Source organism: Kangiella spongicola, assembly GCF_003194565.2.
GTDB lineage: Bacteria > Pseudomonadota > Gammaproteobacteria > Enterobacterales > Kangiellaceae > Kangiella > Kangiella spongicola.
Genome location: NZ_QICH01000002.1, coordinates 618714 through 636712 on the forward strand (window position 1 = coordinate 618714; position 17999 = coordinate 636712).

Annotated in this window: 28 protein-coding genes; 4 read left to right on the top strand and 24 right to left on the bottom strand. The window is 44.0% G+C overall.

All coding sequences use genetic code 11. The annotated features are described in order from the left end of the window. Positions 1 to 16: 16 nt before the first annotated feature. From thiL to DL796_RS08580, 9 genes are all read right to left on the bottom strand, one after another. Positions 17 to 1045, bottom strand: coding sequence for a thiamine-phosphate kinase (thiL, locus tag DL796_RS08540; RefSeq protein WP_110201271.1), 1029 nt, complete (start codon positions 1043 to 1045; stop codon positions 17 to 19). A gap of 25 nt (positions 1046 to 1070) precedes the next feature. After that, complete coding sequence (nusB, locus tag DL796_RS08545) at positions 1071 to 1499, bottom strand: transcription antitermination factor NusB (protein WP_110201272.1); 429 nt, start codon at positions 1497 to 1499, stop codon at positions 1071 to 1073. Between the two features lie 33 nt (positions 1500 to 1532). Further along, positions 1533 to 2009 carry a 6,7-dimethyl-8-ribityllumazine synthase gene (gene ribH / locus DL796_RS08550; RefSeq protein WP_110201273.1) on the bottom strand — a complete coding sequence of 159 codons (477 nt, stop codon included), beginning with the start codon at positions 2007 to 2009 and terminating at the stop codon, positions 1533 to 1535. A gap of 114 nt (positions 2010 to 2123) precedes the next feature. Continuing rightward, positions 2124 to 3242 (bottom strand): bifunctional 3,4-dihydroxy-2-butanone-4-phosphate synthase/GTP cyclohydrolase II, encoded by a 1119-nt coding sequence (ribBA, locus tag DL796_RS08555; protein ID WP_110201274.1) that lies wholly within the window; start codon positions 3240 to 3242, stop codon positions 2124 to 2126. A gap of 9 nt (positions 3243 to 3251) precedes the next feature. Continuing rightward, positions 3252 to 3854 carry a riboflavin synthase gene (locus tag DL796_RS08560; RefSeq protein ID WP_110201275.1) on the bottom strand — a complete coding sequence of 201 codons (603 nt, stop codon included), beginning with the start codon at positions 3852 to 3854 and terminating at the stop codon, positions 3252 to 3254. Between the two features lie 3 nt (positions 3855 to 3857). Beyond that, positions 3858 to 4988 (bottom strand): bifunctional diaminohydroxyphosphoribosylaminopyrimidine deaminase/5-amino-6-(5-phosphoribosylamino)uracil reductase RibD, encoded by a 1131-nt coding sequence (ribD, locus tag DL796_RS08565; RefSeq protein ID WP_110201276.1) that lies wholly within the window; start codon positions 4986 to 4988, stop codon positions 3858 to 3860. Between the two features lie 37 nt (positions 4989 to 5025). Then, positions 5026 to 5481, bottom strand: coding sequence for a transcriptional regulator NrdR (gene nrdR / locus DL796_RS08570; RefSeq protein ID WP_110201277.1), 456 nt, complete (start codon positions 5479 to 5481; stop codon positions 5026 to 5028). Between the two features lie 23 nt (positions 5482 to 5504). Beyond that, positions 5505 to 6755 (bottom strand): serine hydroxymethyltransferase, encoded by a 1251-nt coding sequence (glyA, locus tag DL796_RS08575; RefSeq protein ID WP_110201278.1) that lies wholly within the window; start codon positions 6753 to 6755, stop codon positions 5505 to 5507. Between the two features lie 135 nt (positions 6756 to 6890). Further along, complete coding sequence (locus DL796_RS08580) at positions 6891 to 7493, bottom strand: transglycosylase SLT domain-containing protein (RefSeq protein WP_110201279.1); 603 nt, start codon at positions 7491 to 7493, stop codon at positions 6891 to 6893. Positions 7494 to 7685: 192 nt separating this feature from the next. On the opposite strand from DL796_RS08580, the gene DL796_RS08585 reads away from it, so the two are divergent. Then, complete coding sequence (locus DL796_RS08585; protein WP_110201280.1) at positions 7686 to 8240, top strand: response regulator; 555 nt, start codon at positions 7686 to 7688, stop codon at positions 8238 to 8240. Between the two features lie 20 nt (positions 8241 to 8260). On the opposite strand, the gene DL796_RS08590 is transcribed toward DL796_RS08585, so the two are convergent. After that, complete coding sequence (locus tag DL796_RS08590; protein WP_110201281.1) at positions 8261 to 9193, bottom strand: cation diffusion facilitator family transporter; 933 nt, start codon at positions 9191 to 9193, stop codon at positions 8261 to 8263. A gap of 132 nt (positions 9194 to 9325) precedes the next feature. On the opposite strand from DL796_RS08590, the gene DL796_RS08595 reads away from it, so the two are divergent. The 3 genes from DL796_RS08595 (at position 9326) to DL796_RS08605 (ending at position 10612) form a co-directional block, all read left to right on the top strand. Next, positions 9326 to 9694, top strand: coding sequence for a YkvA family protein (locus DL796_RS08595; RefSeq protein WP_170114238.1), 369 nt, complete (start codon positions 9326 to 9328; stop codon positions 9692 to 9694). 32 nt (positions 9695 to 9726) lie between these two features. Beyond that, complete coding sequence (locus tag DL796_RS08600; protein WP_110201283.1) at positions 9727 to 10374, top strand: class I SAM-dependent methyltransferase; 648 nt, start codon at positions 9727 to 9729, stop codon at positions 10372 to 10374. A gap of 76 nt (positions 10375 to 10450) precedes the next feature. Continuing rightward, a complete protein-coding gene (locus tag DL796_RS08605; protein WP_110201284.1) occupies positions 10451 to 10612 on the top strand; it encodes a DUF3149 domain-containing protein in 162 nt (53 codons plus the stop codon). A 46-nt stretch (positions 10613 to 10658) separates the two neighbouring features. Here the strand turns inward: DL796_RS08605 and rplQ are convergent, their stop codons facing one another. The 14 genes from rplQ to rpsN all read right to left on the bottom strand — a co-directional run bounded on the left by rplQ (position 10659) and on the right by rpsN (position 17994). After that, positions 10659 to 11060 carry a 50S ribosomal protein L17 gene (gene rplQ / locus DL796_RS08610; protein ID WP_110201285.1) on the bottom strand — a complete coding sequence of 134 codons (402 nt, stop codon included), beginning with the start codon at positions 11058 to 11060 and terminating at the stop codon, positions 10659 to 10661. Positions 11061 to 11270: 210 nt separating this feature from the next. After that, a complete protein-coding gene (locus DL796_RS08615; RefSeq protein ID WP_110201286.1) occupies positions 11271 to 12251 on the bottom strand; it encodes a DNA-directed RNA polymerase subunit alpha in 981 nt (326 codons plus the stop codon). A 24-nt stretch (positions 12252 to 12275) separates the two neighbouring features. Beyond that, positions 12276 to 12896: a 30S ribosomal protein S4 gene (gene rpsD / locus DL796_RS08620; protein WP_110201287.1), complete on the bottom strand. Its 621-nt coding sequence runs from the start codon at positions 12894 to 12896 to the stop codon at positions 12276 to 12278. An 18-nt stretch (positions 12897 to 12914) separates the two neighbouring features. Next, positions 12915 to 13304 carry a 30S ribosomal protein S11 gene (gene rpsK / locus DL796_RS08625; RefSeq protein ID WP_110201288.1) on the bottom strand — a complete coding sequence of 130 codons (390 nt, stop codon included), beginning with the start codon at positions 13302 to 13304 and terminating at the stop codon, positions 12915 to 12917. A 14-nt stretch (positions 13305 to 13318) separates the two neighbouring features. Continuing rightward, complete coding sequence (gene rpsM / locus DL796_RS08630; protein WP_110201289.1) at positions 13319 to 13675, bottom strand: 30S ribosomal protein S13; 357 nt, start codon at positions 13673 to 13675, stop codon at positions 13319 to 13321. A gap of 87 nt (positions 13676 to 13762) precedes the next feature. Then, positions 13763 to 13876 carry a 50S ribosomal protein L36 gene (rpmJ, locus tag DL796_RS08635; RefSeq protein WP_046561862.1) on the bottom strand — a complete coding sequence of 38 codons (114 nt, stop codon included), beginning with the start codon at positions 13874 to 13876 and terminating at the stop codon, positions 13763 to 13765. A gap of 17 nt (positions 13877 to 13893) precedes the next feature. Beyond that, positions 13894 to 15225: a preprotein translocase subunit SecY gene (gene secY, locus DL796_RS08640; protein WP_110201290.1), complete on the bottom strand. Its 1332-nt coding sequence runs from the start codon at positions 15223 to 15225 to the stop codon at positions 13894 to 13896. Then, complete coding sequence (gene rplO, locus DL796_RS08645; RefSeq protein WP_110201291.1) at positions 15225 to 15662, bottom strand: 50S ribosomal protein L15; 438 nt, start codon at positions 15660 to 15662, stop codon at positions 15225 to 15227. The genes secY and rplO overlap by 1 nt, the downstream gene beginning before the upstream one ends. 4 nt (positions 15663 to 15666) lie before the next feature. Then, on the bottom strand, positions 15667 to 15849 hold the full coding sequence (rpmD, locus tag DL796_RS08650; protein WP_110201292.1) for a 50S ribosomal protein L30: 183 nt from the start codon (positions 15847 to 15849) through the stop codon (positions 15667 to 15669). A 4-nt stretch (positions 15850 to 15853) separates the two neighbouring features. Next, positions 15854 to 16357, bottom strand: a complete 504-nt coding sequence (rpsE, locus tag DL796_RS08655; protein ID WP_110201293.1) for a 30S ribosomal protein S5 — start codon at positions 16355 to 16357, stop codon at positions 15854 to 15856. A gap of 10 nt (positions 16358 to 16367) precedes the next feature. After that, positions 16368 to 16721 carry a 50S ribosomal protein L18 gene (gene rplR / locus DL796_RS08660; RefSeq protein WP_110201294.1) on the bottom strand — a complete coding sequence of 118 codons (354 nt, stop codon included), beginning with the start codon at positions 16719 to 16721 and terminating at the stop codon, positions 16368 to 16370. Positions 16722 to 16733: 12 nt separating this feature from the next. Continuing rightward, positions 16734 to 17264: a 50S ribosomal protein L6 gene (gene rplF, locus DL796_RS08665; protein WP_110201295.1), complete on the bottom strand. Its 531-nt coding sequence runs from the start codon at positions 17262 to 17264 to the stop codon at positions 16734 to 16736. 13 nt (positions 17265 to 17277) lie between these two features. Further along, complete coding sequence (rpsH, locus tag DL796_RS08670; RefSeq protein WP_110201296.1) at positions 17278 to 17670, bottom strand: 30S ribosomal protein S8; 393 nt, start codon at positions 17668 to 17670, stop codon at positions 17278 to 17280. An 18-nt stretch (positions 17671 to 17688) separates the two neighbouring features. After that, entirely contained in the window at positions 17689 to 17994 is a 306-nt protein-coding gene (gene rpsN, locus DL796_RS08675; protein WP_110201297.1) for a 30S ribosomal protein S14, read from the bottom strand. Positions 17995 to 17999: the final 5 nt, after the last annotated feature.

The following is a 17999-nucleotide window of genomic DNA, read 5'->3' on the forward strand; positions in this document are numbered from 1 at the left end:
TAGTTTTTATATCCTTTTAGTTATCGCTGTTAAAGTGTTGCCAACTTTTACGCTCACTCTTAAACGGCTTACCATGAAGTAACACTTTAAGCCCATTGTCGGTAATGGTACCAATTCGGCTGGCTTTTACACCCTGGCGCGCAGCGAGCTTGTTTATTTTATCGCGGTTATTTTGTGGCGCGGTAAAACAGAGCTGATAGTCGTCACCACCGTTTAGTGCATACTGAGGCGCCTGCTCGCTCCCGACAACTGTTTTTAAAGCATCAGACACCGGCAATAACTCGACGTTTAGCGTGGCTCCACAGCGACTTTTCTTCAGTATATGCCCCACATCGGCAGCAAGCCCGTCAGAAATATCGAGGCCACAACTAGAAAGCTTAGTGAGCTTTCGTGCAAACTTCAAAGGTGGCTTAGGTTTGGTTAAAGCATCCCATAAAACTTGCTCACTAGTTGAAAGTGTTTCTTTGTTTTCGAGAGCCTTCTGATTAAGCTCTAATGCAGCAGCCGCTTCACCTAAGTGTCCCGTTACCCAAATATCATCGCCTAGTTGTGCTTTATCTCGTTCGAGCAAGCGGCCTTTTTTTACGGTGCCGTAAGCGGTGATATTAATATTAAGTGGGCCTTGAGTAGTATCACCACCCACTAACGGAATATTAAAAGTCTCACTGGCGCGTTTTATTCCGGTGCTAAAGCCTTCTAACCATTCCTCGCTGACGTCGGGCAGGCTGATCGATAGCGTAAATGCTAGTGGCCTAGCTCCCATGGCGGCTAAATCGCTGACATTAGCAGCGAGCGCTTTATGGGCTATAAGTTCAGGCTGTAAGTCAGAAAAGAAGTGCACACCATCGACTAAGGTGTCGGTGGAAGTGACTAATTGGTACTTACTAGGGATTTCAAATATGGCGCAATCGTCGCCAATACCTTTGACGACGTGGGGCTTTTTAGATGATTCTGCTGAAGGTGAGTTGGCCGAGGTGTCTTTCGAGTCTTCGGAAAAGTCGTATTCGAAAGTAAAGTATCGTTCAATCAGATCAAATTCGGCCATACCGTTTCAACTTACATTCCTCGACTTATTCGTGAGGACGCAGTGTTTTACTAATCTTATCGAGCACACCGTTAATGAACTTGTGTCCATCGGTTGCGCCAAAAGTCTTAGCTAACTCAATACCTTCATTGATCACTACTCGACGTGGGATATCAATGCGGTGTTTTAACTCAAATCCTGACAGGCGAATAATGGCTCGCTCAACAGGATCGATATCCTCCATTTCGCGGTCGATAGCTGGTGCCACAACCTCATCAATATCATGAAGATCTGTTAATACACCGTTGAACAACTCTTGAAAGTAAACAATATCCACTTTTTTGCTGTTCATAGTGCTTAGGTACTGTGCTTCGATTTCGTTCAAAGCGTTACCCGTCATTTGCCACTGATATATCGCCTGCATCGCGTATTCACGAGCTTTGCGACGTGCTGCTGGTTTAAAATTTTGTTCCATATTTAGCGCTCTTATTCTCAGTTAGCTTGGGTCTTACGAACCTAGTTTACGAGTTAAATTAATCATTTCAATTGCAGTCGCAGCGGCTTCACCACCCTTGTTCATCTTTTTAGGGTTAGCGCGTTCTTCTGCCTGCTCATCATTATTGACGGTTAAGATGCCGAAAATCACCGGCAAGTTGTGTTTAATGGAAACATCCATCAAACCTCGGCTGGATTCGGCACACACATAATCAAAGTGTGGTGTATCGCCGCGAATCACTACGCCAATCGCAATGACAGCGTCATAGTTACCATTCATCGCAACCTGCTGCGTCGCATACGGAAGCTCATAAGCACCTGCAACATCATAACGCGAGACGTTTTCTGCTGGCACGCCAAGCTCTGCAAATTTTTGCTCCACACCTTCAATCATCATATCGATAATCGGTTGGTTAAAACGCGCATGGACGATAGCAATTTTGCCACCTTGATACTGAGTCTTGGTAAAGTCTAATTTAAAGTCGCTCATGTGACACTGGGCTCTTACGAAGGATAATGAGGATCAAGCTGAATTGACCACGGTTATAAGGCCGTATTGTATTATAACCGTGCTCAAATCACTAATTTTTGACAATTTTTCTAGCTACTTTTGGGGAGTGATATGCTCAACAATCTCTAAGCCATAGCCGCCTAACGCCGTATATTGCGTTCCAGAGCTCAATAAACGCATATCTTTTACGCCAAGGTTGACTAAAATCTGCGAGCCGATACCGACCGTACGTTTCTTTTTACGCTGTTGCTCTTGGGTTAAGGTTTCACCCTGATCTTCCCGCTCAAACTTGCGCACTCGCTCGAGTAATTCTTCGCTCGACTCTTTCTTAGCGATCAAGACAAGCACTCCCTCGCCCTCTTCCGCGATCTTTTCGATCGACTCACTCACCGTCCAGCTTTTGCTTTTGCCACGCTGCGACTCAAGTAAGTCAGAAAGGCTGTCGGTTAAGTGAACACGCACTAACGTCGGCTTGTCTTTAGAAGGTTTACCCTTTACTAAAGCAAAGTGGATTTGCTCATCAATGGTGTCTTTAAAGGTATGTAACCTAAAGTCACCATGCTCTGTTGGCCAGTGACATTCGCTGATTTTATCAACCGTATGCTCTTTCTCAGTACGGTACTCGATTAAGTCAGCGATAGTACCCATCTTCAAGCCGTGCTCTTTTGCAAACACTTCTAAGTCTGGGCGACGTGCCATGGTGCCATCTTCGTTTAAGATTTCAACGATCACAGCCGCAGGCTCAAAACCGGCTAAACGCGCTAAATCACAACTCGCTTCGGTGTGACCGGCACGATTTAAAACACCACCTTCTTGCGCCATAATCGGGAAAATATGGCCTGGCTGCACGATATCTTCAGGCTTAGCGTTCGGCGCTACCGCTGCTTGCACAGTGCGCGCGCGATCGGCTGCTGAAATACCGGTTGTCACGCCTTCCGCCGCCTCAATAGATACCGTAAAGTTTGTACTGAACTTAGCACCGTTGTTGGCTGACATCAGCGGTAAATTAATCTGCTCGCAACGCTGACGCGTCATTGGCATACAAATTAAACCGCGGCCATAACGCGCCATAAAGTTAATATCTTCTGGGCGAACCTGACTGGCCGCCATAACTAAGTCACCTTCATTCTCACGGTCTTCATCGTCCATAAGGACAACCATTTTACCCTGACGAATATCTTCGATGATTTCTTCAATTGTGTTTAGCTTCATAACCCTGGCCTACTCGGCTTTGTCTGCGTGCATTAAGCGCTCAAGATAGCGCGCGATAAGGTCAATTTCTAAATTAACCTGCGTCCCTACCTCATAACTATCGGCGATAGTTTCCTGTAACGTATGTGGTACTAAGTTAAGGCTGAACTGGTCTTTTTCAAGGTCATTCACGGTTAAACTTGTGCCATCAACCGTTATCGAGCCTTTAATAGCGATATATTTTAACACTTCTTGTGGCGCTTTGATTTTATACTGAATAGAGCGCGCGGCTTCCTCGATCGAGACTATCTCGCCAATCGCATCAACATGACCACTAACCATGTGACCACCGAAGCGAGTGGTCGGTAACATAGCCTTCTCAAAGTTTACGACTTGCTTAGGTAAGTAGAACTTCATGCAGGTGACATCAATCGTCTCAACCGACACATCGGCGGCAAAACCCTGCTTAAACTTTTCAATTACCGTTAAGCAGACGCCATTACAGGCAATGCTATCGCCTAGCGCAACATCGTCTAGCGCCAATTTACCCGTGTTAAAAACAAAGCGCGCGTCGCCACCTTTGTGCTCTATGCTTTCGATAAAACCCGTTGCTTCAATAATTCCAGTAAACACAATTTAGTCCACTCGGTTGTAGGTTAACTTTACGTCCTGTCCGACTTGTCGCACATCCTTGAACTCTAAATTAATTGCCTGACTCATGCTCTCAAATGGCAAATTTGCCATCGCTCTTGCGGCGCTACCTAGTAACTTAGGCGCCATAAATACCTGAAGCTCATCGACTAAGCTGCGTTGCAAAAACGCGCCTAGTAGCTCACTGCCAGCTTCTATCAGCACATCATTCACACCGTGACTGCCCAGTTCGCGCAATACGGCTTCTAAATCAACAAAACCGTCCTGACTTTTTACGACTTGGTGCAACTCAAGATTAACGTTAGCGTCGTTACTTATCTGTAGTTCGCGCTGCGATGCAGAGACTAACCAACATTTGCCATCACTTTTAAAAATCGACGCATCCGGCTGTATTTGATGTTTCGAGTCAATAATGACCCGAATTGGCTGCTCAAAATAGGGATTACCCGTAAATTCTGTACTTCGAACATTCATCGACGGGTTATCAAACAGTACCGTGCCTGAGCCCGTTATAACGGCACCACTTTGGGCGCGAAGACGCTGCACTTGAGCTCGGGCTTCGGGGCCCGTGATCCACTGACTTTCGCCACTTGCCATCGCCGTACGACCGTCGATACTAACCGCTGTCTTCGCCACAACTCTCGGCAGGCCTTTGGTCATTCGTTTAATAAAGCCTAGATTTAAGTTTTTTGCCTCTTGCTCCATCAAGCCGCTCGAAACGCTAATACCAGCCTCGCGCAACATCTTCATACCACGCCCAGAAACCTGTGGATTCGGATCGGTCATGGCACAAACCACTCTTGAAACACCCGCATCGATAAGCCCTTGTGCGCAGGGTGGGGTTTTACCAAAATGCGAACACGGCTCTAAGGTTACATAAGCGGTCGCGCCTTTAACCTCGTGACCATTCTCGCGAGCATTGTCGATGGCGTTCACTTCAGCGTGGGCTAAGCCTGGCTTTTGATGCCAACCTTCACCAATGATTTGTGTTTCTTGATTGATTATCTGTACTAACACGCAACCGACTCGTGGATTAGAACGAGTGGTATACCAGCCCTTTTGAGCTAGTTGAATGGCTCGCGCCATAAAGCGCGCATCGTTTGAATTAAAACTCATAGTTTGTGAGCAAGCAGCCCTCAAAGTGGCTCAAGTTTTACTTGTCGCTTTGAAGTTTATCAATCTCTTCTCGGAACGCTTGAACATCTTGGAAGCGACGATAAACAGAAGCAAAGCGCACATAGGCAACATCGTCTAAAGCGCGCAATGCTTTCATGATTTCTTCTCCGACCACACTCGCTGGAACTTCTCGCTCCCCTAGCGCACGGAGATTGGATAGGATTTTATTAATAGCCGCTTCAAGGTCCTCAACACTAACCGGACGCTTTTCTACGGCTTTAGCCAAGCCAGTTCTCATCTTCAGCTCATCGAACGGCTCTCGCGTGCCGTCCGACTTGATGATTTTTGGCATGACCAATTCTGCGCTTTCAAACGTCGTGTATCGTTCGCCGCACGATAAACATTCACGGCGGCGACGTACCTGACTTCCATCAGCAACTAATCGCGAATCAATCACTTTCGTATCTGGGTGAGCGCAGAATGGGCAATACATGGCCGTTAATCCTTCCTATTTGGTTACTTGTATACAGGGAAACGTTTCGTTAATTCCATAACTTTAGCTTTAACGTCGCTAATGACCTGCTCATTGTTGATGTCGTCAAGAATATCACAAATCCAACCAGCAAGCTCAGTCACTTCGGCTTCTTTAAAACCACGCGTGGTCACTGCAGGCGTACCAAGACGTAAGCCACTAGTAACAAACGGTGAACGTGGCTCGTTCGGAACTGTGTTCTTGTTTACAGTAATATTGGCGCGACCCAAAGCATCTTCTGCGTCTTTGCCGGTAATATCTTTGCTGATCAAGTCGACCAAGAACAAGTGGTTATCTGTGCCGCCAGAAACAATGTTTACACCACGCTCGACAAACACTTTTGTCATTGCTTGTGCGTTGGCTTTAACTTGCTTTTGCATCGCTTTAAATTCATCGCTTAACGCTTCTTTAAAAGCCACTGCCTTTGCTGCGATAACGTGCATCAAAGGACCGCCCTGGCCACCAGGGAACACTGCTGAGTTTAGTTTCTTCTCTAAATCAGGATTGCCTTTCGACAAGATAACGCCGCCACGAGGGCCAGCTAATGTTTTATGCGTGGTTGAGGTTACAACGTGAGCATGAGGAAGTGGGTTTGGGTATTCGCCAGCTGCAATTAAGCCCGCAACGTGCGCCATATCTACAAACAAATAAGCGCCAACTTTGTCAGCAATCTCACGGAATTTGGCCCAGTCAGCAACACGCGAATAGGCTGAGAAACCAGCGACTATCATTTGTGGCTTATGCTCAAGCGCCAAACGCTCGACTTCTTCGTAATCGATATAACCTTTGTCGTCAACGCCATACTCGACTGAGTTATAGATTTTGCCAGAGAAACTCACTTTAGAACCATGAGTTAGGTGGCCGCCGTCATTCAGGCTCATACCTAAAATCGTATCGCCCGGCTTGATTAATGCCATATAAACAGCGGCGTTTGCCTGCGAACCTGAGTGAGGCTGGACGTTTGCGTAATCGGCACCGAACAACTCTTTAACACGCTCAATTGCTAATTTTTCCGCAACATCGACATACTCACAACCGCCATAATAGCGCTTGTCAGGATAGCCTTCAGCATACTTGTTAGTCAGCACAGAACCTTGCGCTTCCATGACTCGCTTGCTGGTGTAATTCTCAGACGCGATTAACTCAATATGTGCTTCCTGACGCTTTTCTTCTGCATCAATAGAAGCCATTAATTCCGGGTCAAAATCTCTTAAAGAGGTCGTATTACCCAACATACCTAAATTCCTCTAATGTTATATGAAATAGTTGCGCTCATTCTAACCGATCCGATAGCGAAATGCGCCCTAAATAAGGCTGATTCTACCACTTTTGCAAGGTCGGTTTTATGTCCTTATTGACGCGCTAATCACTTAAAACCAGCCGCGAATATTATCATCTAATTGCGCCCTACAGCCTTTGTATTGTCGAGCATATTCTAGCGAGCGCCTTTTAACCTTGTCAGAAACTTTTATCAGCCACGCTTTCTTATCATAGGTCTTACGCTTATAACCGCCCCAACCCTCGTGATAGGCTAAATACTGGGCTTTAGCATCCCACTTTGAAATACCCAATTTCTTATGTGATTGGTAGGTATACCATCCAATAAAGTCTATCGCATCATCAAACTCATCACGTTTAGCGTTCCAGTTTTTGGTAGAGCGAATGTAGGTTTCCCACGTTCCTTCTAAGGCTTGAGCATAACCGTATGCATTCGAAGGGCGTCCAGTGGGAATAATACCGAGAAACCATTCCATATCAGGGCGAATGGTGCGGTTAAATTTTGACTCTTGGTGCATAATCGCTAGTTGCACATGGATCGGAGTTCCCCATTTTTTCTGTGAATCTAGCGCGGATTCATACCAGCTAGCTTCCGAAAGGACATTACACAGGTCATTGACGTTGCTCGGTTTATAAGTTGCGCATGAACTCAAAGCGCCACAGATTGTCAGTATTATTAACACTTTTATTTTCAAAAACGTATCCTTTCACATTTTCTAACAAGATTTTATGAGTAAATGAATTTATCGTGATTCGATCAATGCTAAAATGCCACCGAATCAACTATTTAATAGCTTAAATTGGAACTATTGGGTTCCATTTGCTAGCGTAGAATATTAAACCGTTTTCATCAGACAATTTTACAGGTTATGCCCTAGGCAATTTATATGAGCACGATTTTGTTAATCGACGACAGTACACGCATCTTAGCAGACACTGCCGAAAAATTGGAGCAGGCCGGCTATAAGTATGATTATGTTGATGACTATAAAGTTGCCTTTAATTTTCTGCGCCTTTCTCGCCCGTCTGTACAAATCGTTGTGGTAAGCCTTAATAACTCCTTAGGCTATCCGATGATGCGCAAGGTACAAAGCCTGATGTCAGATCGAGCAACTATTATTGTTTATTCGCAAGACAAAGACGCTACTATTTCTAGTTGGATAAAAAGGCAAAAACTTCCTTTCTTTTTTAAGCATGACGAAGAAGCTGACGCTATGTTTAATAGCATAAAGCGCTCGCTATACAGTAAAGGCCAATTTTTCACTCATCAGCAGCTGTTAAAACTGGCAAGAGTTCTCTCTAAATATACCAACCAGGCACAACAGCTGGTAAAAGAAGCCGCACCACACTCAAAAAGCCTGCAAGAACTAGAGCATAAACTTGCACGAAAACTCGACGGAATCGATAAACAGCGTCGCTTTTTGTCTGACTTACAAAAATAAGCTTACGCAACTCAGTAAAGCTAGGCCCTTTCCTCGCAACCTACAGGGTTAAGCTCCTCTGCACAGCTTGTAGATTCAACCTGAATAGTCGCGTGAGTAATTCCATGTTTTTGCTGAAGTAGTTCAAGCATCTTATCGATCATCACATCTTTATCAAAACCATTGGAAATTACCGCATGAAACGTCATTAAAGGCTCTTGCTCGCTTATGCTCCAAAGGTGGATATGATGAATATCTTCAATGCCTTCTAAGGCCATTAAATCCTGCCTGATCAGGTGCGAATCCATTTCTTGTGGCTTTCCTTCTAATAGAATGTGTGATGAATCCTTGATGATGCGGTAAGCGCTACGCAAAATTAACATAGAGACAACAATCGAAAGTAAGGGGTCAACCCACAAAATACCCCACTGCCAAATAATGAGTGCTGCAACGATAGCCCCTACCGAACCCAATAAATCACCGATAACATGCAACAAAGCACTACGAACATTGATATTGGAGTCGCTAGCGCTGTGAAGAATTTTAAAGACAATGAGGTTGACCACTAAGCCAAGAATTGCGACCACTAACATGGTCATGCTTTGAATTGGGTTTGGCTGATAAAATCGCTGTATGCTTTCCCAGAGGATCCAGCCGGTTAATAAGATCAAAAAGATACCATTGGTGTAGGCAGCAAGAACCTGTAAGCGCCCGTAACCAAAAGTTCGCTTATTATCCGCAGGCTTGGTGCTTAATGTTATTGCATAAAATGCTAACAATAAGGCTGCGGTATCCGTCAGCATATGCCCCGCATCAGCCAGTAACGCCAATGAACCAGAAATTAGTCCGCCAACAACCTCTACCAGCATAAAACTGCCAGTCAGTAATACCGCCCATAGCATCTGCTTACGGCTGGCTACCGGATGCTCATGCTTTTCATCATCATTAGCATGGCTGTGACCATGACTATGCATATACACCTCATAAGTCTAATAGAAGAGTGAATCATCAAAGCCCTAGCTGAGACTATAGCAAGTATGCGAAACCTTTGTAAAAAAGCATTAACCCCACTTTCAATTTCACAGCTGTTAAAGCAGTATATTAGAATGAAAACCACAAAAAAGCAGATAAAGCCTCAATTACAAAAAGCCAGTCGGTTTTATTCTGACAAAGGCTTTTGGCACAAAATATCTAAATTTGCTAAAAAAGCGACTTTAGAAGCTTTAGAAAAAGTATTGATTCTATATTACTGCTTTAAAGATCCGGCAACACCCGCCAAGGAAAAGTCAATTATACTTGTAGCGCTAGGCTATTTCATAATGCCCATAGATGCTATACCAGATATTCTGCCTGGTGGTCTAGTTGACGACCTCTCAGTATTGACGATAGCAATCGCGAAAGTCACTAAGTCAATAAACGATTGGCATATAGATCAAGCACGGCGAAAACTTAACAAATTGAGAAACAAAGATTAAACTGCACAAACCAAACGCACCGGAACTAAATAATGCCTTTACTTCAAGAGCTTCCAGACAAAAACATATTTCAGGCATACGGCATCTTGTTATTGCAAAATAACCATCGCTTTGTACGAAAACTCAAAAAACACTACACACCGTCAATTCACGGCCATAAAACCTGGAACAGTAGTTATTTGTTAATGGATTATTTTTTACATAACGAAACTCTGGGCTTTGAACAGAATGTTCTAGAGCTCGGTTGCGGATGGGGACCAGCCAGTATTTTTTGCGCACAACATGCTTCGGCTAAAGTGACTGGGGTTGATCGTGATAACGAAGTATTCCCCTTTTTAGAGGTTCAAGCAGCCTTAAATGAAGTAGAAGTAACCACAAAACAAGCCAGCTTCGAGAAGTTAACTAAAAAACAACTGGCCAATTTTAATATCATAATCGGTGCAGATGTGTGTTTCTGGGATAAGTTATCCAAAATACACTACAACTTGGTAAACCGCGCATTCAAGGCAGGAGTAAGAGAAATCGTAATTGCCGATCCCGGTCGTGAGCCTTTTTATGCTTTATCTGAACAATGCTTATCTAAATACCCTGACTGCGAGTTACTAGACTGGTATGCCAGCGAGCCAGAATACTTTGAAGGAGAGATATTGCACATCAGAAACCCTGATATAAGCGATTAAAACTGATCTGGATCAAGAACATATCCGGTAGCATAGTTAGACTATAGTGGTACCCTTGAAACGCAGGAGTCCAACTATGGAACTATTAAAAGAACTGTTTTCTAGCTCGTTCGGTATAATGAGTGCGATTGTAATACTCTTTATGATAGGTATGGGTGCTTTTTTTACAATTTTGTTTGTAAAGAAGGCTTACGAAGCGCCAGTGCCACAATCAGAACAAAGAAAAAACAAGCAATAAAAAAGCCCGCATAGCGGGCTTTTTTATAATCCATCAAGAAACTAAATTACTCTTCAGTTTCTTCAACTTCAAAGTCATCTTCTTCAACGATTGGACGGTCAACTAGCTCAACATAAGCCATAGGGGCGTTATCGCCTGGACGGTTGCCACACTTCAAAATGCGAAGGTAACCACCTGGACGTTCTTGATAACGAACACCTAGCTCAGTGAAAAGTTTTGCTACCGCAGCATTGTCACGTAGACGTGCAAAGGCTAAACGACGGTTAGCAACAGTGTCCTTTTTCGCCAAAGTAATTAATGGCTCAGCAATACGACGTAACTCTTTTGCTTTTGGCAAAGTAGTACGAATAAGCTCATGCTCGATTAATGACGCTGTCATGTTACGGAACATAGCTTTACGGTGTGAGCTATTACGGTTTAATTTACGACCTGATTTTTGATGACGCATATTGAGTCCTCACTCTATTTAATCCTAGCCTACTGTAGTACTAGGAAAGCTTACTAAGCAAAATTGCTTATGGTTATGTAGAGAACGGGTTCCCTACCTACTGAAATAATCATCAAACAATAATTACTTCGATTAAAAAAACTGGATACTCATAACTTTAGAAAAGTAGAAAGTATCCAGCTTATTTTGTTACTGACGTCAAGCGTTAGACTATTCGCCTAAGATGCTTGATGGAGGCCAGTTTTCTAAACGCATACCTAGCGACAAACCACGAGAAGCAAGAACGTCTTTGATTTCAGTTAAAGACTTCTTACCGAGGTTTGGAGTCTTAAGTAACTCAACTTCGGTGCGTTGTACTAAGTCACCAATGTAATGGATATTCTCAGTTTTCAAACAGTTTGCAGAACGTACAGTCAGCTCCAGATCATCAACCGGACGTAATAGAATCGGATCGATTTCTGGCTCTTCTTTTTCTGGCTCAGCTTGTTTTTCATCTTTTAAGTCAACGAAAGCTGCTAATTGCTGCTGAAGGATTGTAGCACTACGGCGAATCGCTTCTTCAGGGTCAATAGTTCCGTTAGTTTCAAGATCAAGAACTAACTTATCCAAGTTTGTACGCTGCTCTACACGCGCAGACTCTACGGTGTAAGATACTTTTCTCATTGGGCTGAAAGAAGAGTCTACTTGTAAAACACCAATCGGCTTATCTTCACCTTCTGGTAACTTACGAGTATTTGATGCTTCATAACCGCGACCAAGAACAACTTTGATACGCATGGTTAAAGCGCCACCTTTATTTAAAGTAGCGATGTAGTGATCTTTGTTCACTACTTCTGCACCTGAAACTTCTTCAATGTCAGCAGCAGTCACGACGCCTTCGCCTTTTTTCTGTAAAGTAAGAGTAACTTCTTCTTTATCTTCAAGGCGAACTGCCAACCCTTTTAAGTTCAAAAGGATATCGATCACGTCTTCTTGAACACCCTCAATTGCTGAGTATTCATGAAGTACGCCGTCGATTTCTACTTCTGTCACCGCGGCACCTGGCATTGAAGACAATAAGATGCGACGCAGTGAGTTACCCAAAGTGTGTCCAAATCCACGCTCGAAAGGCTCCAATATAACGCGGGCTTTAGTACCCTGATCTGATTCGACCTTAATTTGACGCGGAGTCAGAAATTCAGTTGCTGACATATTATCCCTCTCAAGGATTAAAAATTACTTAGAGTAAAGCTCTACGATTAGGTTTTCGTTGATGCTAGCGTCAAGTTCTGTACGCTCTGGAAGACGCTTGTACGTACCTTCCATTTTCTTAGCATCTACTTCAATCCACTCAGGCTTATCTCGCTGTGCTGCTAACTCAAGAGCTGCAACGATACGTGCTTGTTTCTGTGATTTTTCACGAACAGAAACAACGTCACCAGCTTTAACTGTGTAAGAAGGAATATTAACCGACTCACCGTTAACCATGATTGCTTTGTGACTAACAAGTTGACGAGCTTCGCCACGAGTTGAAGCATAACCCATACGGTAAACTACGTTGTCTAAGCGTGACTCAAGAAGACGTAACAAGTTCGAACCAGTCGCACCTTTGATACGGTCAGCTTCTTTATAGTAGTTACGGAATTGACGCTCAAGAACACCATAGATACGACGAACTTTTTGCTTTTCGCGAAGCTGTAGACCGTAGTCAGATAGGCGGCTACGACGAGCACCGTGCTGACCTGGAACAACTTCAATTTTACATTTGGTCTCAATTGCACGAACGCCTGATTTGTGTCCTAGATCGACACCTTCACGACGTGACAATTTAAGTTTTGGACCTAGATATCTAGCCATTATAAACTCCCGTTATTGTTACACACGACGCTTTTTAGGCGGGCGACAACCATTGTGTGGAATAGGTGTCACGTCAGTAATGTTGGTGACTTTAAAGCCAGCAGCGTTAAGTGCGCGAACCGCTGATTCACGACCTGGTCCAGGACCCTTAACGAATACTTCAACATTCTTCATACCCATTTCTTTTACTACTTGAGCAGCGCGATCAGCAGCTACCTGTGCAGCGAAAGGAGTAGATTTACGTGAACCACGGAAGCCAGAACCACCAGAAGTAGCCCATGAAAGAGCATTACCTTGACGGTCTGTGATCGTAATGATGGTGTTATTAAATGAAGCATGGATATGCGCCATTCCATCAACTACGGTCTTTTTAACTTTTTTCTTACTAGTACGAGGTGTTTTAGCCATTATGTTCCACCAAACTATTTCTTAATCGGTTTGCGAGGACCTTTACGGGTGCGGGCATTTGTCTTCGTACGTTGCCCACGCAAAGGTAGGTTACGACGGTGACGGATGCCTCGGAAACAACCCAAGTCCATCAAACGTTTAATATTCATGTTGATTTCGCGACGCAAATCACCTTCGACAGTAAATTTGCTCACCTCGTTTCGTAGATTCTCAATTTGGTCATCGTTCAAATCTTTGATCTTTGCAGTAGGTTCAACCCCTGCATCAGCACAGATTTTCTGTGCACGAGGACGACCGATACCATAGATAGCGGTCAGTGCGACATCAGCATGCTTATGTACCGGAATGTTAATACCAGCTATACGAGCCATTTAACAATATCTCCTAAATTAAATAAGCAGGCGTGAAAGGGCGGCTATTTTAGCCACTTCACGCCTAAAAATCAAACAATTATCGAATTAACCTTGACGCTGTTTATGGCGCGGGTCAACACAGATAACGCGAACACTGCCGTGACGACGAATCACTTTGCAGTTACGGCACATTTTCTTAACAGAAGCACGAACTTTCATTTGTTACTCCAACATGCTTAGCGACGAACACGACCGGATGGGCCATGCTTTTTAAGATTTGCTTTCTTCAATACCGAGTCATATTGCTGCGACATTAAATGAGCTTGTACTTGAGCCATGAAGTCCATAGCGACAACTACAATAATCAATAACGACGTACCACCAAAGTAGAACGGATATTCAAATAGCAAAATCAGGAACTCTGGTAACAAACATACGGCTGTCATGTAAAGAGCACCCCAGAACGTAAGTCTAGTAGTCACTTTATCAAGATAGCTAGCTGTTTGCTGGCCAGGACGAATACCTGGAATAAACGCACCGGATTTCTTTAAGTTATCCGCTGTATCACGTGGGTTTTGCGTCAATGCTGTATAGAAGAAAGCAAAGAAGATAATACCCGCTGCGTACAGCAACATATAAACCGGATTACCAGGTTGTAAGTTCTGCGACAAAGTAGTTAACCAATTAACTTCGCCCGCGTTACCGAACCATGACAACAGTGTGCCTGGGAATAACACGATACTAGAAGCAAAAATAGCAGGGATTACACCCGCCATGTTTAACTTCATTGGTAAGAAGCTACTTTGAGCTGCAAATACTTTATTACCTTGCTGGCGTTTTGCATAGTTAATCGTGATACGACGTTGAGCCGTTTCAAACCATACAATGAAATAAATCACAGCTAACGCGAAAACACCAAATACTAGGATACCTAGTACGTCACGTTGTCCGTCGTATGCTTGTGAAAATACTTGCTGAATTGCCTGCGGGAAGCCGGCAACAATGCCCACCAAGATAATGATCGAGATACCGTTACCGATACCCCTTTCCGTAATTTGTTCACCTAACCACATTAGGAACATAGTACCTGTAACCAATGTAGCGATAGCAACAAAATAGAACGAAAAGTCAGGATTCTCAACCAAGCCAGGAACCATATTCGGTAACTGTGTAGCCATACCAAACGCTTGAACTGTTGCCAGAGCAACCGTTAGATAACGCGTATATTGGTTGATTTTGCGGCGACCACTTTCGCCTTCCTTCTTAATCTCTTTTAAGCGCGGATCAACATAACTTAAGATCTGCATGATAATCGATGCCGAAATATAAGGCATGATACCCAACGCTAGAACTGAAGCACGCTCCATCGCACCGCCAGAAAAGACATTAAATAAAGAGAAAATCGTATCTGAATTTAATATCTGTTTTAGTGCATCAGCGTTCACCCCTGGAACAGGGATGAAAGAGCCAAGACGGAAAACTACAATAGCAATGAGCACAAACAGCAAACGCTGCTTGAGCTCACTCAAACCACCGCTTTTAGCTAATTGCTGTGGTGATAATGCCATTATGCTTCAACCTTACCGCCAGCTGCTTCGATTGCTTTCTGTGCACCTTTCGTCACACGAATGCCACCAGAAACAGTTACAGCACGATCGATTTCACCAGACAAGATAATTTTAGCGCTTAAGATGCTTTCGTTAATGATGCGTGCTTTTTTCAAAGTCAACATATCAACAACTTCACCTTCAACTTTAGCTAATTCACTCAAACGTACTTCGGCAGTTGTCAAAGCTTTGCGTGATTTAAAACCAAACTTAGGCAAACGCTGTTTTAAAGGCATCTGACCGCCTTCGAAGCCAATCTTACTAAAACCGCCTGAACGTGATTTCTGACCTTTGTGACCACGGCCTGCAGTTTTACCATCGGTAGAACCGATACCACGACCTACACGTTTACGATCTTTCTTACTACCAGGAGCTGGCATCAATGTATTTAAACGCATGATATTACTCCTCAACAGTTACCATGTAGTAAACTTTATTTACCATACCGCGAGTTGAAGGAGTATCTTCAACTTCTACAGTATGACCAATGCGACGCAAACCTAGACCACGCAAACAAGCCTTGTGAGCTTCTAAGCGGCTAATGCTAGAACGCGTCTGCGTTACTTTCATCATTTTCTTTGCCATCGTCTTAGTCCAAAATCTCTTCTACTGATTTACCACGCTTGGCAGCCATCTCTTCTGGCGAAGTCATTTGGGTCAAACCGTTAATCGTTGCACGAACGATGTTAATTGGGTTTGTAGAACCAACGCTTTTTGCCAATACGTTTTGGATACCTAGCACCTCAAAAACAGCACGCATCGCACCACCGGCAATAATACCAGTACCTTTAGATGCTGGCTGCATGTAAACTTTTGATGCGCCATGACGAGCATTTAATGCGTGTTGTAAAGTGTGACCATCTTTAAGCTCAACTTGAATCATGTTACGACGAGCTTGCTCCATAGCCTTCTGGATTGCGACTGGTACTTCTTTCGATTTACCACGACCAAAACCCACTTTACCCTTACCGTCGCCTACAACAGTTAAAGCAGTGAAACCGAAAATACGACCACCTTTAACTACTTTAGCAACGCGGTTTACGTTGACTAATTTTTCAACTAAACCTTCTTGGTTATTCATATCTTTTGCCATGCTTCACACCTTAGAACTGTAAGCCTTTTTCACGAGCGGCATCAGCAAGAGCTGCTACGCGTCCGTGATATTTGAATCCACTGCGGTCGAAAGCAACTTGCTTTACACCCGCCTCGATAGCGCGCTCAGCAACCAAAGTACCTACCTGCTTAGCAGCATCTAGGTTACCTGTGTACTTCACATCGCCACGAACGGCCTTTTCCACAGTCGAAGCACTCGCGATTACATTACCGTTCTCACCGTTGATTACTTGAGCGTAAATGTGGCGAGGGGTTCTATTCACAACTAGGCGCGTTACACCTAGCTCATGCATTTTAGCGCGACTACTGGCCGCACGACGCAAACGTTGAATTTTCTTTTTCATGACCCTGCCCTACTATTTCTTCTTGGCTTCTTTACGAACAATGTATTCGTCAACATAACGTACACCTTTACCTTTGTAAGGCTCTGGCGGACGGTAAGCGCGGATGTTTGCCGCAACTTGACCAACTACTTGCTTGTTCGCACCCTTAACAACGAGATCCGTTTGTGAAGGAGCTTCAATTGTTACGCCTTCTGGGATTTCAAACTCTACAGGGTGTGAGAAACCTAGGGATAAGTTCAATTTCTTGCCTTGAACTTGCGCACGGTAACCAACACCAACTAGCTTCAATTTCTTCTCAAAGCCGTCAGAAACACCAGTTACCATATTATTAACCAATGCGCGGTATGTTCCCGCCATTGCCCAACTTTTAACTTCAGCTTTAGGAGCAAAAGTAACTTCGCCGTCTTCAACTTTGATTTCTACATCATTGTGAAGGTTTTGCTCAAGCTGGCCTTTTGCACCTTTAACACTGATCACGCCGTCTTTGATGTTGATTTCAACACCTGAAGGGATAGATACAGCGGCTTTTGCTACACGTGACATCTTTACTCTCCCCTTACGCTACAGTGCAGATGATCTCACCGCCGAAGCCCGCTTTACGCGCTGCACGGTCAGTCATCACACCTTTAGATGTAGAAACGACTGCGATACCTAAACCGCCGATAACTTTAGGAAGCTCATCAACTTTTTTATAGATACGCAAACCTGGACGGCTTACACGTTTCAATTCGTCAATTACTGGGCGACCTTGGTAGTATTTCAACTCAACAGTCATCACAGGTTTTTTGCCTTCTTCAACGCTGTAACCTTGGATAAAACCTTCATTAACCAAAACATCAGCGATGGCTTTCTTAATATTAGAAGCAGGGATTTTGACAGTTTTCTTCGCAGCAGATTGGCCGTTGCGAATTCGAGTCAACATATCTGCTATAGGATCTTGCATACTCATTAGTGATTCTCCAACAGCTTACCAGCTAGATTTAACCAGACCAGGAACGTCACCCTTCATCGCATGCTCACGCAATTTATTGCGGCACATACCGAATTTGCGAAGGTATCCGTGTGGACGACCAGTGACACGACAACGATTACGTTGACGCACAGGGTTTGCGTTGCGTGGTAGCTTTTGCAGCTTCACCTGAGCTTCCCAAACTTCTTCTTCTGAAGACTCTGGGTTGTTGATGATTGCTTTAAGCTCTGCGCGTTTTGCAGCGTACTTCTCTACAGTTTTCGCACGCTTCAACTCACGCTCTATCATAGATTTTTTAGCCATAGCGT

Bases quoted from the DNA above. Each gene is read 5' to 3' on its own strand.
- rpmD (WP_110201292.1), bottom strand. From the start codon at position 15,849: ATGGCAAAGAAAATGATGAAAGTAACGCAGACGCGTTCTAGCATTAGC.
- nrdR (WP_110201277.1), bottom strand. From the start codon at position 5,481: ATGTATTGCCCATTCTGCGCTCACCCAGATACGAAAGTGATTGATTCG.
- ribH (WP_110201273.1), bottom strand. From the start codon at position 2,009: ATGAGCGACTTTAAATTAGACTTTACCAAGACTCAGTATCAAGGTGGC.
- rpmJ (WP_046561862.1), bottom strand. From the start codon at position 13,876: ATGAAAGTTCGTGCTTCTGTTAAGAAAATGTGCCGTAACTGCAAAGTG.
- rpsH (WP_110201296.1), bottom strand. From the start codon at position 17,670: ATGAGTATGCAAGATCCTATAGCAGATATGTTGACTCGAATTCGCAAC.
- ribBA (WP_110201274.1), bottom strand. From the start codon at position 3,242: ATGAAGCTAAACACAATTGAAGAAATCATCGAAGATATTCGTCAGGGT.
- DL796_RS08595 (WP_170114238.1), top strand. From the start codon at position 9,326: ATGAAAACCACAAAAAAGCAGATAAAGCCTCAATTACAAAAAGCCAGT.
- rplQ (WP_110201285.1), bottom strand. From the start codon at position 11,060: ATGCGTCATCAAAAATCAGGTCGTAAATTAAACCGTAATAGCTCACAC.
- rpsE (WP_110201293.1), bottom strand. From the start codon at position 16,357: ATGGCAAAAGATATGAATAACCAAGAAGGTTTAGTTGAAAAATTAGTC.
- rpsK (WP_110201288.1), bottom strand. From the start codon at position 13,304: ATGGCTAAAACACCTCGTACTAGTAAGAAAAAAGTTAAAAAGACCGTA.
- rpsD (WP_110201287.1), bottom strand. From the start codon at position 12,896: ATGGCTAGATATCTAGGTCCAAAACTTAAATTGTCACGTCGTGAAGGT.
- DL796_RS08585 (WP_110201280.1), top strand. From the start codon at position 7,686: ATGAGCACGATTTTGTTAATCGACGACAGTACACGCATCTTAGCAGAC.
- secY (WP_110201290.1), bottom strand. From the start codon at position 15,225: ATGGCATTATCACCACAGCAATTAGCTAAAAGCGGTGGTTTGAGTGAG.
- DL796_RS08615 (WP_110201286.1), bottom strand. From the start codon at position 12,251: ATGTCAGCAACTGAATTTCTGACTCCGCGTCAAATTAAGGTCGAATCA.
- ribD (WP_110201276.1), bottom strand. From the start codon at position 4,988: ATGAGTTTTAATTCAAACGATGCGCGCTTTATGGCGCGAGCCATTCAA.
- nusB (WP_110201272.1), bottom strand. From the start codon at position 1,499: ATGGAACAAAATTTTAAACCAGCAGCACGTCGCAAAGCTCGTGAATAC.
- rpsN (WP_110201297.1), bottom strand. From the start codon at position 17,994: ATGGCTAAAAAATCTATGATAGAGCGTGAGTTGAAGCGTGCGAAAACT.
- DL796_RS08605 (WP_110201284.1), top strand. From the start codon at position 10,451: ATGGAACTATTAAAAGAACTGTTTTCTAGCTCGTTCGGTATAATGAGT.
- rpsM (WP_110201289.1), bottom strand. From the start codon at position 13,675: ATGGCTCGTATAGCTGGTATTAACATTCCGGTACATAAGCATGCTGAT.
- rplR (WP_110201294.1), bottom strand. From the start codon at position 16,721: ATGAAAAAGAAAATTCAACGTTTGCGTCGTGCGGCCAGTAGTCGCGCT.
- glyA (WP_110201278.1), bottom strand. From the start codon at position 6,755: ATGTTGGGTAATACGACCTCTTTAAGAGATTTTGACCCGGAATTAATG.
- rplF (WP_110201295.1), bottom strand. From the start codon at position 17,264: ATGTCACGTGTAGCAAAAGCCGCTGTATCTATCCCTTCAGGTGTTGAA.
- DL796_RS08600 (WP_110201283.1), top strand. From the start codon at position 9,727: ATGCCTTTACTTCAAGAGCTTCCAGACAAAAACATATTTCAGGCATAC.
- DL796_RS08590 (WP_110201281.1), bottom strand. From the start codon at position 9,193: ATGCATAGTCATGGTCACAGCCATGCTAATGATGATGAAAAGCATGAG.
- thiL (WP_110201271.1), bottom strand. From the start codon at position 1,045: ATGGCCGAATTTGATCTGATTGAACGATACTTTACTTTCGAATACGAC.
- rplO (WP_110201291.1), bottom strand. From the start codon at position 15,662: ATGCGTTTAAATACATTGATGCCAGCTCCTGGTAGTAAGAAAGATCGT.